A 14,594-nucleotide genomic window follows, 5' to 3' on the forward strand; every position below is an offset into this window, starting at 1 on the left:
GCATTTGGGTGAGTCTCAGATTGGCCAACACCCAATGGGTTGTTGGCCGCAACAATATCTTTTCGTCTAAATATCTGTGTCCTCGGAAATCTTCAAAGCGCCTTCGATTTCTACCCCAAGTTATCAAATGTGTTATCCGGTTTCACATGTCCCAGAAAAAGCTGCACTGTTTTGATATTTTTCGTTGGTGCACAAATCAGTGTTGCCTTAGTTCTTCGCATTGAGTGAGTACCATATTGTGATGCGTCAAGACCTAAGGTTGCTGCCCACCGTTTGATGATATTTGAGTAGTATGAGTAGCTCATTGCCGCTCCAATGAGACGTGGGCTGGGAAAGAGAAAGTCTTGCGGCGATCTCTGACTGGCAAACAACCACTGTGAGAGTGCATGTTGAGTTTTCGGTGTGATTTCAAATTGCACGTCTTTCTGTGTTTTACTTTGCGTGAGTAACACTCTCGGGTAAATTGCTCCAGCAGACGAAACATCGCAAACACGTATTTTCAGTAAATCACAAGAGCGCAACTTACTGTCAATCGCCAGATTGAGTAACGCCAGCTCCATCACATTGCCTTCTATCTCAAGGCGCGTTCTGATACGCCATATATCTTCAATCTTAAAAGGCTTTTTTTGTCCATAATGCCGCTGTGGGCTGCTAACAGTCACCATACATCACCTCCGTCGGTTATTTAAGTGACCTGATAATTTTAGAAATGATATATTTGGATAACTTTATCTAATGAATTACTTTCAAGTTGAAAGTAATCGGGGGTAAAAACTCTAACTCGTTTTGGGGCAAAACCGTTCCAGAGAGAATTGGCCTGACGCGAGTTTGAGCAAATTTTTACTCACAGCTAATTTGGTATGGCATCAGCCTTATGTTCGAAGTGCGAAACATAAAAAACAACAAAACTACCATCATAAGTGGTTTTGTTATTTCTCTGACTGTTCGGCGGTTTCGTTAATTTGACTCTTTGATCTCTTGTAGCTGCTTTTGACAGTTATTGAGTGTGACGAGAAAATCCGGTGTACAGCTGTGAGAGCCATCCTCTAGTGAGTAACTAAGGGAGAAAGGCTGACTTTCGAATGAAGAAATGCTGGGATGTCATTCGAGGTGGAAACAGGCATCACACTCGAGTGATGATTCGCACATGATGACAGCGTTGTCTCTAACACTAATGCATTTGAAATTGTCTTTCTTAGCGTGCGGCTTTTTGATGTTGCATGGATACATGGCCTACCCGAAGTTGTAAATTTACAACATATAAGTAGACCATGACAACTTAGCTGTCCAAAATGACACTTACTATGTCCCAAATGTCATCTTATGGTTCCAGCCACATTTCATATGCAGGTTATTTTTTACCTTCTTTCTCAAGGCGAGTCAGTTCTTTTATCTGACGACTGATTTCACGACGAGACTTAGAAATTTCAGCGCTTTTGATGATGTGATCATCAACACGGTCCTCGTAGTCTGCCTTCATGTTCTTTACAATTTCTACGATGTCATCGTGGGACATACCAGGCTGGATATAGTCAAGAAGGTTTTCAAGCAGAGTGACACGCTTTTGGTTATCACGGATCTTTTTCTCATTATCTTGAATCTCACGTTTCAGTTTATTTTTCTGGCGTGAGAACTTTACGATTTCGAACACATTGTTCATAGCAGAATCCTTATCGGTTACAGCAAACTATCCAACTATCGGCATTAAACCACAGGGAGCCAGAGGGAAAAAGCACTTTGGATCATAGAAAATAGAATTAATTTTCATCGCGTAAAAAGTTATTGCGTTCGATGGGTATTAGAGGCCATTACGTTGGATAGAGAAAGTCATTCTTATGAGAAAAAGCCGATAAACAGTCGTTCGAAAACTGCGCCATCAAGGTTGAGTGCGTTAGGTTTGCCTTTAACGTCCGTTGGGAAATGAGGCGACAAGCTGTGTGCCTGACGCCAACGACTGGATAAGAGCAGTAATGAAAAGGGAGTGGAAAATTTATTCGATTACTGATTCTGTGCTTCTTTTTTCTTCTCTTTTTCAAGCTCTATCAGTTCTTTTTCATGTGAACCTCTGAGCATCGCTTGCACCAGTTCATTTGCATCGAACTTGGTCAGCGCCTCATGCGCACCCGCCTGTTTCGCTCTGTCTACGCTGATTTCACTGGACAGTGAAGTGTGTAATATCACGTAGGTTTCTGACAACCCACTATTTCGTCGCACCTCAGAGGTCAGTTCATAACCATCAAGGCCTGGCATCTCAATATCACTGACCAGGATATCGACTGGCCTGCCTTTCTGCGCATGATCTTTCATCAGTTGCAGCGCATCAATACCATTGTTACTGACAGAATAGGGGATATTGATACTGTCGAGTGCATCAGAAAGCTGTCTTCTGGCGAGTTTTGAATCATCAACCAACAAGATGTTCATTGGTTTGATCTTTTCTCTGTCGATGTCAGCGATGATGGGGTGTAATTTGTCGTTAGGTAGAGGGAATATATTAGCCATGACAAATTCAACGTCAAGCAACTGCACAAGTTGATTATCAACTTTCATGACACCTGTCAGCAGGGCTTTCGTGCTTAGCGTATCCGGTGGTGGAGAAATCGCCTTCCAGTCGCATTCACTGATCTTTTCGATGCCTCTTACAAGGAATCCCACCACTTTACGTTGGCAATCAGTCACTATGATATAGCAGCGCTTTCGTTCTTCGACAGGGATCGGCTTATAACCTATTGCTAACGACATATCGATAACAGGCGTTGTTACACCGCGAAGATTGGCGGTGCCAACAACTGTCGGATGAGAACCCGGTAACGCAGTTAGAGTACAGAAAGGAACGATTTCGCGTACTTTTAGGGTACCAATTGCAAACATCTGCGTTTGAGTGATCCTAAAAATCAACATGCCTTGCGACTGATTCGCTTTACTTTTCATAATTTAAATCTTTGGACTTCGCTGCTTTTTCTCATTCATTCATTGAGTGTAGCGTTTAAAGGACGGTGGAGCGATCTATTAGCCATTATCAATGTAAACAAGGTACAAGTTAATCACCCTTTAGTGATGTACCTTGAGATGCTCTCTCTCACTTTACACTCTTTCGAGACCCGATTTTGCCTGCAAATCGCTGAAATCGGTTAGCGGATTTGTGTGACAACTTCATTACTTTTGACACAAGTCTTTTTTTTGAATCCTTTTAAGCAATGATGGCTAAGAATATGGTTAACTGGCCGATACCATATGGTATCCAGAAAAATTCAGGAACCAGCGTTAATGGGTGAGAAAAATTATGACCAGTATTTTAGCAACTGTTGATTCAAGAACACGCCTTGTTGGCCAGAACCGTCTTGAGCTTTTGATGTTTCAGTTAGGTACCCACCATCTGTTTGCCATCAATGTTTTTAAAGTGAGAGAGGTAATGAAAGTCCCGAGACTGAATCAGTTACCGGGCTCTCATCCTAAAGTCTGCGGTGTTGCTACGATTCGAGGTAACTCCATCCCTGTTATTGATTTGCGCCAGTCTATTGGAATGTCACCAATCAACAGAGACAGCGAATGCAATCTCATTGTCACCGAATATAACCGTACTGTTCAGGCCTTTATGGTCGGGAAAGTCGTCTATATAAAAAATATGGGTTGGGATGAGATCACTGAGCCACCAAAAGGAGCAGGCCGTTCGCATTACCTCACTGCCATCACAAGGGTGGAGCAAGAGGGTAAACCTCAACTGGTAGAGATCATCGATGTTGAGAAGGTACTTGCCGAGATCGTCTCTTACCGAGTGAATATTTCTGAGGATGTACTCGACAGAAGTCTTCTGCCACACATGGCAGGAAAGAAAATCATGCTGGTGGATGACTCCGCGACGGCACGGCGACAGGTGAGAGAGACCGTTGAGCAACTTGGCATTGAGTGTATAGAGATGAAGAATGGCGCAGAGGCATTGCGTCAGCTTAAAGCTTGGTGTGAGGCAGGAAAACGTGTTCAGGATGAGATATTACTGATGATCACAGACGCCGAAATGCCTGAAATGGATGGCTACAAACTTACTTCAGAGGTGCGAAACGATCCAAGAATGAGTGATCTCTATGTTGCACTAAATACCTCTCTAAGCGGTAGCTTCAATGAGGCAATGGTGAAAAAGGTAGGCTGTAATGTGCTGATCTCCAAATTTCAACCAGATTTATTGGTCGATGTCGTGCAGGGCTGTATGCGCGATTTAATGAATCCTGAGCCCGCGTAGGCACAACCCCCCTCATCAAAAAAAGCAGCGTTGGCTGCTTTTTTCTTTTCCATATGTATATCCGTGTCAGATGTTGTGATTCTTTGCACTGATTCTTCGATAAAAACCCGCATTTTTGCAAAGACCGATTAAGCTTAATGTATAGAAATTAATGCTTAGCGTTTATATCTCAACACCATCGTAATTAATCGATTTACTGAGTTACCCCGAGATTTTACCCCTATGGGGCAGCCACTGAGCACTTTTCAGCATTAAGAAAGATCATCGCTGTTCTCACCGAGTTTGCACACCTCAGCGTGAGAGAGTATTCATTTCAAATACATCCATATTACGGCCATTTTATGACCAGTCTCGCGGGAGGTATCTTTGATCACAGTAGAAAAATATGATGGTCTGGTAGCTCGTATAGCGACTATCACAGAAGAAGTTAATTCACATCAAGTCGAGTATTTTCTCTTTGTTCCTGGGGAGTTGAGTTTTTCAAAAAGCATTGCTGATGAATATGCTCTGTACAAATCAGCATTTTCAAATAGTCGAACCTATTTCACCTCTCAGTATCACTTGCCTCTGGTTCACTCAAGACTGGCGAGTAGAGACAAATTACCCTCTGAGCAATACCGGGTTTCTCTTAGCCTGTATGCGTTTCAGTACGCTTTATCGCTAGAAAAGACCACACATAAATTTTTCGACGTCATAAAAGCGCTGGATGAAGAGGAGGCAGTAGAGCAGCTAGAAGAAGTCACTGAGATGGCTGTCGATATCCTACGTCGATTAAGACGCTATGTCCCCAAGGATGAAAAGCTCATTAAATATTACAGCAATATTGACAACTATTTGTCCTGGCTCACTGAACAACGTTTTTTGTCTCTTCTTGCCCACATGCCAAAGGGTGAAGCGTTTCAGGCATCGCGGGAAAAGTTAATTGAGGTATGTGAAAAAGAGTCTTTATATCGGGTTGAACAAAAATATAACTCAGCAAAAGCCATGAAAGATCCAATACGAATGACCAACAAAATGCGATTGGCAAGAAGGCTGATAGAGTACCCGATAACCATAAGGCAGCGTTCAATAAAGCTTGGGGCAAACCTCAATAAGTTTGCAAAAGGGGTCGCTGCGGGTTTGGTAATGATATTTGTGACTGTTTTGATCGTCAGAACGAGAGGATGGCTTGGTGAAATCACCATGTCATTCGCACTTGCGATGGCTGCCGTTTACGCACTGAGAGAGATCTTTAAAGATGATCTGAGAGATTTTATTGGTGACTGGATTGGAAAAGGGCGGCCCAAATGGAGAAAAGTGCTGACAGACCCAACATCAGCAAAGAAGATCGGTAATCAATTGGAGTGGTTGGATTACATTCCCCTTGATAAAGTCCCTGCTGAAATACGCAAGCTGCGGAGAGGAAAACTCAGACAGCGTGAGGAGTTTGTGTTACGGCTGAAAACCTCTACTCAAATGTCCACAACGCGCTTTCTGAGTGGCTACCAAATGACCCGAGAAATCTGGAAACTGGACTTCAGGATGTTTGCTCGGCTTATGAATCAGGGCAATGAGAAGTTGTATACCCTCAACAAAGGGCAAGTGAAGCGAGAATCTATTGAAAAACGGTACCAGTTTAATTTGGTCACTCGTCAACGGGAGCATTGTGGAAAAGAAACGATTCAACGTTGGAAGATAACTGTTAGCCGCGCAAAAATTGTTGATGTGGAAGAGGTGTTTAGTTAAACGGTGAATCGCGTTAGTTGGGGTGACAAATAATAATTAATAATGCTTGAATAGCCACCAACTCAATAGACACCTTCGAGCCTCTTTTTGCCCAAAATCAGCTTATGCGAAGCTTAAAGTTTTGAGTCCTTAGATTTAATCGCCAAATTCCTCTTTTTTCATAGCGGCAGGTTTGTGTCGAAGTCACTGAGCATCCTTTGTTTGCGTTGCGCGTCTGAAATTCCAATCACACATTTGAATTCACATTCGGGTTGTTGTCTCTTTGTGCATAAACACGGTTTGCAGCAAAGCGAAATGCGGTAGCTTTTTCAAAAGGAGCTGGCGGCAAGCCGCGACAGATATGGTACAAAGGCTAACAAATGCAGCGACAGGACAAAAAACGCTCCGCCATTTTTTGTCTGTGCTGGCAGGCGTTAGAGAGCAGCGGAAAGCACATGCAAGAATTCAAGCTCGACAAAAAATATATCACGCTAATGAAAGTATGCTTAGTAGTTTTTACAGTATTTTTGGCGTTGGGATTTTCCTTGCCCTTCCTTCCTGACGAGAACGCAGGGAATCCAAATGGCACACTCATGGCTACGGTATTTTGTACAGCAGTCTTTGGGTTCTTTGCAATTCTTACATGGCGTGCTTTAAAAAAGCTACCATTCGCAGACGTTGCAGCTGATGATGACGGACTTTGGTATATGCACGTCGGAAAAGACAAAGGACTAATCGCTTGGGAGAAAATCCATAAAGTAAAAGAGAGGCAGTATGCACAGCGCCTAGATCTGCTGGGCATCGACAACAAAGAATTGCTTAGAGTTGAATATCAACTAATGGGGTTTGAGATTCTCAGGGAAGTATTAAATGAAAGGGCTGGCGCGCAAAACGAAGATCTTAACAAGTCCAGCTTCTCTAAAGGGCCGCTTTACCATTTTTTTTGTTTTGCGTGTGTAATCGGATTTTCTGCATTAGGGCTCTATGTAGGGAAAAGTGGAAATCCTCTATTGGGCTATGGTGCGATGAGCGTTCTAGTTGTCTTTATCATCTATGAATACCTGGTAACCGCAGCAGGCGTCAAAATCACTGACAATAGTATTAAGGTGGCGTACCCTTTCAGAGAAATAAATATTCCATTAGACGATATTGAGAATGTTGTCATCGCTGATGAGTTCGACAATGGCAATCGAGTACCAGAAGTTTGGATAATAACCAAGAATGCAAAAAAGCCATTTAAGTTGAAGCAGCTTGGTGCTGACTCTAATCTTGTCTATAAGACCGTAAAGACGGCGACAAGATTATGAGTCAAAGGCCCTCTAACAAGACGCTGCTGCCAGACAAATTTTCCGCTGCGCCACAAATTTGCCGCAGAACGCGGCGTTACAGTTCACCGAGAAATCATGTTTAGCGAATATTTTGAAGATTGCGAAGTTAAAACTGAATACTCCAAGGAGTTTGTATCCCTTTGGAGTGGCTGGCTTGGTAAAGAAGATTACCATAAACTCGATGAAGTAACTAAAAATGAATGGTCCCGATTCAATGATTTGTTGAGACGTCTGGCTAAAGACTTTTCTTTTGAAGTTGTGAACTGTGAATTGCAGTCACTTACAGAAGTTAGAGACATAAATTCAATTCTTTCGAGTTATGAAGAAAGCATAAATAAATATGCTCCAAAATTCACAAAGTTAGTAATTCCAGAATTAGGATGTGTCATAAGCGAAGAGTGGGATTACACGTACATTATCTGGCATAAAGACAACGGTGCCGTGGAAGCTCTTAAGCCGTATATAAAAGCGTCAAGTTTGGAGTCCTTCCATGACTAAACACGTAACAAGGTTAGCCAATAATAAGTTTGCCGTTGCTAACGGTGTTATACGGTAAAGGCATGGTTGAAGCTGAATTTACGGTAAAAAGATATCTTACAGAGTTTTCTTTGGAAACCGAGGAACTGCTGGCCGAATATGACTTGGGCAGTTTTGATTTAAGTAAATTTCAAGTTGAATTCGACGAACCGAATACAGAAAACCCGATGTTTGATTGCTATACGATTAAAGAGAAAAACGTTGAGTTTCTCAGAGAGTATCTGACAAACGAACCAAAATGGGATTTCATCAATAGAACCTATTTCATAGAAGCGCATGCCATATTGACCAGCTCCCCGACACCTAGACCATGCTGTACTTAGCCAAAAACCATTAGTTTTTATTATCAAGTGTCGAGTCTGGTAGCTCACCTCGCCAGCTCATTTCTGTCCAAATACACGCCAGATTGCCCGGCAAAACTTACTCCTTTTTAAGTGGGCGGTCTGACATTATTTCTCTTTATTTCTGTGTTTGGATAGGCCAAGTGACCAGTTAAGTCGCCAATTTTATGCTAGCTTATACTGAAAAGATTAGCCCCTTAGCTGGATAGCAATGTTGAATCTTTAGAAGGATCAGCGACTCATGTATTTTGAATCGCTGAGTTCCACTGTTGTATCTGTTTACACAAGCTTGAAGTTATACTGAAACGATATCGAGAAGTCGCTGGTCTGGTCTCAATTTTACGAGCACGAAGCTATCATCTGTGGGGATTCTAACAATCTCCTCACGAGTGACTTGTTGGTTAGGTGCTTGTCCAAAATTGAGGCCATCTTCCCTCGAGCTATCGAAGTGAGATAATCCGGGTCCCTTGAGAACATTGTACGTTGTCTCAAAATTAAAACCATCATCATGGCGGTAGCCCCGCAAATCAATTTTGTTAAACGCGCCAGTGTTGCTCACCTGTGTCACATCCAAAAGTAAAGGTTTGGAGAGTGTGCCTTCCACCTCGACAATATCACCGTCGTTCCTTATCGTCACCTCTGTTGGTCGCTGAATATTACTCAGTGACACAATACTTGGGTGCTTCGTGCTCGTGGCTACAACCCTTGGTGTGAAAGGATTGTCTTTGTGCCCGGCCGTTGTGGAGGCCAGCTCGTTGTTTTTGTTATTCTCTGCATGATTTACTCGGAAAGTGAGTACTTCATCCGGCACTGGACTACCGGGTCTTAAATTCCCAAGTGTTCGCACTCCGGGGATTGAGACAGTCCCAGTTTTAAAGAGTGTTTGTCTCTGTTCGTCTGTCAATCTGCTGAGGGATACCAATTCATCATGCTGGTTCATCAGAGATTTCTCACCTGTTGAATATACGCTTGACTCTCTTGGCTGTAATCCGTCTATCAGAACCACGTTATGCGTGCCGAATCCCATATTATTTACGATAAAATCTTTCTTCGTTTCTATTTCTGCAGGCTGACCGTTAACAGTCAGTTCTTCCGTTGCCTCCCTGAATAAGCTTGCTTGTTGAGTACCCAGACCCGCAAGAGTACCAACTTGCCATGCTCCTCCACGGCGCACCCTGTGATGCGAAATCTGTTGATCTATTTGTGCAGCACTGTTTTCCAAATCGACAGCAAGAGGAACAATATCTGTGTTGATTTTCCAAAAGCCGTTGCCCTGACTTTCTGATGTTGAAGGTATACCCGTTGTTGCGGAATAACCAAAACCGTGTGAGTCCTTATTCCAGGTCTCCAAATGTGCTTCGCCGAAAGTACGGGACGGATGAGCATTTAATATTTGATCCACTTGAGGGTCGTTTGTAATAGCTATTCTGGGTATACCGCCATGTTTTTGCGCAATTGCTTTAGCTCGTTGTTCTAACGTATCTTCCCTTTGTTTCTTTTGCACTGCTGCATAGCTATGTGAGTAGGTTTCGCCCGCGAATGCTTTTTTTGCAGATTCCATTCGAGGCTGATTAAAATCGCGGCCAATAGTTGCGTCAGTTGCCAATACCCCCAGCCCCGCGACTGCAATGGGCGCAGCAATCCAACCAGCTCCTGTTGCAACTGCTCCGAGTACCCCTGCTGCCGTGGATGCACCTGTAGCACTGGCTACCGCAGCGCCTAATGCTGCTCCTCCCTGTATAGTTAACAATGCACCGCCAGTAACTGCGAGTCCTCCCGATACATGTTGACCGTTTTGGAGGCCTTCGATGCCAGACCAAATACCAAGTGGCCCAGAGAAAAGCCCACTTACTTGCCCTACTGTGGAAAGGGTTCTTGTGGCAGTTTGCGCGGTAGCAGCGGCTACGGCTGTTTTTGCGAATGTTTTGGCGCCTACTGAGAGGGTTAATCCCGTCTGAACGGCGGTACCAACGACATTATTTACGAGAGAAAAGACTCTTTTTTCATCGATATTTCCATTCTCATCATATAGGTTTCTAGCGTCGTCCACTGCACCTACAACATTTCCTAAGGCATTAAATACAGAGTTTGCCAAGGTAGCCACTTTTGCCTGATTTTGTACCGTGGTTCTTCGTTTATGGTAATCGCCATTCGGACTGTGGTCTCGTTTTAACTTTTCTGTCGCTCCGACATACTTAAGCTGTTGCTCTCGTGGTAATTCCTTTGAGAGGAAATCATTCTCAAGTTGAGAAATCTGTCTAAATTTTTCTGTGCCACTTACCTCTTTATTATTTATTTCTTCTATCTTTCCACTTAAGCTTTCTTGTTGATTAAGGCTTAAGCTTTGTCTGAATTTAGCATTGAGTTTACTTTGCTTTAATTCTTGACGTTTCTTCATCTCTTCATCAAATGTCGTTCTATTTCTTGTTACTCCCCCGTTTTCAAGTATATCTTTTTGTCGTTGCAGCGCTTGTTTTTCGCCTAATAACTCGCTGTATAGAGAATTCTTTTTCGCATCAATTTCTCGCAATTGTCCTTCAGTAAGGTCTGTACCTGCGGGGTTTTGAGCTTTAAAACGATCTTTGAGGGCTTGTATTTCGGTATTTTTCTTTGATAGCTGTTCAGACGTTAATTTTTTATCATAAACTTTATCAATATCTTGAATACTTGAAGGTTTTTTGTAAGGGTTGTCATCATAGGGATTTGCTTTTCTTTGGTTCTCGGGTAGACTTTCCTGTTGTTGATCGAACGCCTTTTTTTTCAACTCCCAAGCTTTTTCTCGTGCTGCTCTTTTCAAATCTAATTCAGCTGAAACACCGCGCAGCGTTTCTCCTGCGAAAGTCAACGCAGCAGACGCTTTTGCTTCTACTGACGCCTTAGGATCCAATAGTGTGACTACTCCGTTTATAAACGCAGCGCCAGCCTCACCTTTTCGCCAACTTTCACTCTTCACTAATCGTCTTGCAAGTCTTAGCTTATCTCTCTGATCTCCGTCAATTTCTGCTTGATTTTGCCTATTTTCCTGTTCTAAATCCTTTATTTTATTTTTAATTGATTCTGGTGTTTCTAATTGTTTTATTTGTTCAGCTGATTGCTCTTTTATTGCTTTATGTCTAGTGACAATATGTTCTTCTTCAGCTAAAATCTTATCATCACGTTTTCTTCTTGATACGTCTACTTTATCATCATATTCTGTATCGAGGTTATCAAGTCTATTCTGATGTGAACTCTCATCATAATTACCATTTTCAATTAATTGTCTTTTTAAGGCTTCTAATGCGTTCTTACCTAATTGACGTTCGTCTTCGGCTTCTCTAACATATATTTGATGTTCTCTACGATGTCGCTCTATTTTTTGTTGCGATTGAGCTTTAAGAGCATTTAAAAAGACTTCATCGTTACGCCTTATATTAGCGACGCGCTCTTTGACATAATCATTATTTTTATAATCTTTCTCCTCACTGTTCCAGTTATCTCTATCTTCTAACAGCGAAATTTTTCTTTCGTTATCACTGATGTTATTTTTTGCTCTTTTAATAATTTCGTCTTTGAAGTAATCCAAATCAGTTTGAATTTTGTTTGCACTTTTAGTTACAACAGGTGCACCTGTAACGACTCCAAGAACGCCACTATACTCTTCTATCCACTCATCTTCTTTCGTGGGATCAAATAACGCATGTTGCAGTTTCGGAATTAAGTCAACCATTCTCCCTGGCACTTTAGTTGCCTGATTATTATCGAGAATTGGTTGAGCTACCGGGTTTGCCAGTATATCTCCGTCAGACTGCTTATTTCTTTGTTGAAATGCAGGAGCAGCTCTTGCTGCTCGAGATAACTTGTTAGCTGTATTAGTTTTTTTGTCAAAAGATATTACACTCTGTGCTTGAGTATTCGTATCTTTTTGCTCTTTACTTTCTTTATTTGATGGGTTTTCTTGTGTTAAATTTTGTAATTTATCAGATGATTTTTCAGATTGATCATTATTATTTTTTTGTTGGTTATTTAGTCTCTCTGATAGAGTGCTCGTATGGTGATCTTGTTTTAGTAACTTTAATTTAGTATGAGCAATAGATTGCTTATCCTTCGTTTCTCTCTCCTTATCATTACTATTTTTTTCTACACTAGTATCATTTTCATTTTCATCATTATAGTTTGATTTGTTGGGTATTTTTGTGTCTAATCCTACTTTACTCATTATTCCTACCCTCTACTAACTGACATTGTTTTATGTACTTTTCTTTAAAAAGAAGTCATGAGTTTTAAGTTAGAATGATCAATTTTAAATGTAAATAAATTGTATATAAAAAATTTATTATTCTTTTTGTTCATTAAGTTCATGCATTTTTTTTATTTATCTATAGGAAACATTATTCATATAAATTAAAAGTTTTTTTAATTTATTGGTTTATATATATTTACTATTGGATTTATTTTTAATGGATGTTTGTCTGTTTTTTTACATAGTTTGTGCGATTTTCAATGGAGGGTCATACAGTAAAAATAGTAACTTATGTCAATTGATTGTTGTTTAGACATCTTCGATTCTCATTACAGTCGTCGGTCGTTTCATAAATGCAGTGATTGGCGATTTGGAATTTTGCCGGCTACTTCAGCTTATTCGCCACGTTCTCTAAACATATCATGTGTGGAAAAAGCGCATAGTTCTGAAACATCGTTGCGGTGCCATGCTGACGTAAAAGTGGGTGACGTCTTTGCCATTAAGCAAAACCTGACCAGAAGAAACAGACTCATGCCCCGCAATCATCCTCAATGTTGTGCTTTTGCCACAACCACTGGGACCGAGAAGGCAGCAGTACTGCTTGGTGCTTCGACGGCTATTGGTGTGGCAAATGGGGCGTTAGCTGCTTTCAACCTAATCCCCGGCAGGTAAAGCTGCCCTAGGTAAACGTAGTACCAAGGTAGCCGCTACAGTTGCCAGTTCTGCCTCAAGGGGCGCTAATGCACTTGCCAACATTGTACGTACTGAGAAGTTAGCTTAGAGAACAGGAGAGACGATGCGTTTATTAGGACACGTCAAAGGCGATTAATGTCAGCTATACGGCTCATGGGATCGACCTTAGGCCATTAAGACCTGCATATTTCGAAACAAAAGTCTCCGTAGTCCTCGTGTATAGTTAACTACACAAGGTACGGCGATGCGGAGTATGTTCGACCAAGCAAATAGGGCATCGTTTGTTTATAACATAAGAAAACTCATGAGCTCTAAAACGATGCATTGTTACGAACCCTTTCTGTGCTCTAAAACGATTTCTGCCTTCACCGAGAATAAAACCCAGATATCCAACCTTATATTTCCCAGCCAAAAAGGTTCTTTCATCTATTGACGGTAAGGAGTCTTGATACACGTCAGGCTTTGGGGCGTTTGGTGAAGGTTAAAATATGGCACTCTTTGAAATTAATTACTTAGAAAAAAACTGTTTCATATGATGTTAAAGCCGGATTCAGATAAAAAATCAAAACAGCTAATGAGCCAGGCTTAACTCTCACCCTCTGTACTGAAAAAAAATCCGGCGATATCCGCTCCCACAAAATCTTAAACTCATGCACAGATATTCGTGGTTTCATACCATCACTGAAATAGAGCAAGCAATGATGGTGAACGTAAATAGGATGGGTATAGTAAAGCTATCCCAAGTTTCCAAGGAGCTGGGTATTCATTTAATATTCGGTATGAACCCTTATTATTTGGTATGAGACTTTATTCCACTCTGACAAATACTGTTTATTATTGGGTTTCGTAACACTAACATCATAATTTGAGCCTAGCTACGTAGGGTGGCTGAGAAAAAATCTGAACCTAACGTCTACCTTTGCCAAGCATGTGTCGAAAATCTTCAATCTATTGCCAAGTGCGTTTTTTATCATGTGAAAAAACAAGGAGAAAGACCATGCAAAAACGACTCAGCTACATTGACATAGCGCCGAAGGCAATAAATATTCTGTTTACTCAGGAAGCATACTTCCATGAGCAATTTCGCCAGTCAGACACAATGAATATGACCATATGGGAACTGGTCAAGTTGCGTGTTTCGCAAATCAATCAATGTGCTTTTTGTATCGATATGCACAGTAAAGATGCTCTTAAACTAGGTGAACGGCCTGAACGTATCTGGGGGCTTAGTGCGTGGAAAGACATGCAGTTCTACAGCGAAGCAGAACACGTTGCGCTTGGCTGGGCTGAATTACTTACGTCAGGCCTACCGGTCGATGATGAGACTTATCAGCTGACTTTGAACACCTTTGGAGATAAAGCCATGGTCAATCTGACGATTTCTATCAATGCCATCAACAGTTGGAACCGAATTGTGAAAGCATTTAAGCCACTGGTGGGAGTATACCAGCCTAAATAGCTCAACGAGGGCTAATCAAATCCGTACTCCACGACTTACATATCTACTTAAGACTTTGAAAAATATATGTATTCGA

The 14,594-nt window shown here is 41.6% G+C and carries 11 protein-coding genes and 1 pseudogene; 6 read left to right on the forward strand and 6 right to left on the reverse strand.

Annotated features, from left to right (window positions below; genetic code table 11):
* Positions 1-66: 66 nt before the first annotated feature.
* The 4 genes and pseudogenes from A8L45_RS11545 to A8L45_RS11555 all read right to left on the reverse strand — a co-directional run bounded on the left by A8L45_RS11545 (position 67) and on the right by A8L45_RS11555 (position 2,931).
* Positions 67-665 (reverse strand): annotated as a pseudogene (locus A8L45_RS11545) (tyrosine-type recombinase/integrase).
* Positions 666-957: 292 nt separating this feature from the next.
* Positions 958-1,092: a TnsA endonuclease N-terminal domain-containing protein gene (locus A8L45_RS25720; protein ID WP_139122370.1), complete on the reverse strand. Its 135-nt coding sequence runs from the start codon at positions 1,090-1,092 to the stop codon at positions 958-960.
* Between the two features lie 259 nt (positions 1,093-1,351).
* Positions 1,352-1,660, reverse strand: a complete 309-nt coding sequence (locus A8L45_RS11550) for a DUF496 family protein (protein WP_068902396.1) — start codon at positions 1,658-1,660, stop codon at positions 1,352-1,354.
* A 338-nt stretch (positions 1,661-1,998) separates the two neighbouring features.
* Complete coding sequence (locus A8L45_RS11555; RefSeq protein ID WP_068902397.1) at positions 1,999-2,931, reverse strand: chemotaxis protein; 933 nt, start codon at positions 2,929-2,931, stop codon at positions 1,999-2,001.
* 352 nt (positions 2,932-3,283) lie between these two features.
* Between A8L45_RS11555 and A8L45_RS11560 the strand changes: the two genes are divergently transcribed.
* The 5 genes from A8L45_RS11560 (at position 3,284) to A8L45_RS11580 (ending at position 8,129) form a co-directional block, all read left to right on the forward strand.
* A complete protein-coding gene (locus tag A8L45_RS11560; RefSeq protein ID WP_068902398.1) occupies positions 3,284-4,237 on the forward strand; it encodes a chemotaxis protein CheV in 954 nt (317 codons plus the stop codon).
* Positions 4,238-4,603: 366 nt separating this feature from the next.
* A complete protein-coding gene (locus tag A8L45_RS11565) occupies positions 4,604-5,962 on the forward strand; it encodes a hypothetical protein (RefSeq protein WP_068902399.1) in 1,359 nt (452 codons plus the stop codon).
* 359 nt (positions 5,963-6,321) lie between these two features.
* Positions 6,322-7,248, forward strand: a complete 927-nt coding sequence (locus A8L45_RS11570) for a hypothetical protein (protein ID WP_245680704.1) — start codon at positions 6,322-6,324, stop codon at positions 7,246-7,248.
* Positions 7,249-7,344: 96 nt separating this feature from the next.
* Positions 7,345-7,767: a hypothetical protein gene (locus tag A8L45_RS11575; RefSeq protein ID WP_068902400.1), complete on the forward strand. Its 423-nt coding sequence runs from the start codon at positions 7,345-7,347 to the stop codon at positions 7,765-7,767.
* Between the two features lie 62 nt (positions 7,768-7,829).
* Positions 7,830-8,129, forward strand: a complete 300-nt coding sequence (locus tag A8L45_RS11580; RefSeq protein WP_068902401.1) for a DUF7683 domain-containing protein — start codon at positions 7,830-7,832, stop codon at positions 8,127-8,129.
* A gap of 313 nt (positions 8,130-8,442) precedes the next feature.
* On the opposite strand, the gene A8L45_RS11585 is transcribed toward A8L45_RS11580, so the two are convergent.
* The gene (locus A8L45_RS11585; protein ID WP_068902408.1) at positions 8,443-12,342 is read right to left on the reverse strand and encodes a coiled-coil domain-containing protein; all 3,900 of its coding nucleotides are present in this window, start codon (positions 12,340-12,342) and stop codon (positions 8,443-8,445) included.
* Between the two features lie 444 nt (positions 12,343-12,786).
* The gene (locus tag A8L45_RS25615) at positions 12,787-12,912 is read right to left on the reverse strand and encodes a hypothetical protein (RefSeq protein WP_349266996.1); all 126 of its coding nucleotides are present in this window, start codon (positions 12,910-12,912) and stop codon (positions 12,787-12,789) included.
* Between the two features lie 1,144 nt (positions 12,913-14,056).
* Between A8L45_RS25615 and A8L45_RS11590 the strand changes: the two genes are divergently transcribed.
* Positions 14,057-14,518: a carboxymuconolactone decarboxylase family protein gene (locus tag A8L45_RS11590; protein WP_068902410.1), complete on the forward strand. Its 462-nt coding sequence runs from the start codon at positions 14,057-14,059 to the stop codon at positions 14,516-14,518.
* The last annotated feature ends 76 nt before the right edge of the window (positions 14,519-14,594 follow it).

The organism is Veronia pacifica, from assembly GCF_001707825.1.
Taxonomy (GTDB): Bacteria; Pseudomonadota; Gammaproteobacteria; order Enterobacterales; family Vibrionaceae; genus Veronia; species Veronia pacifica.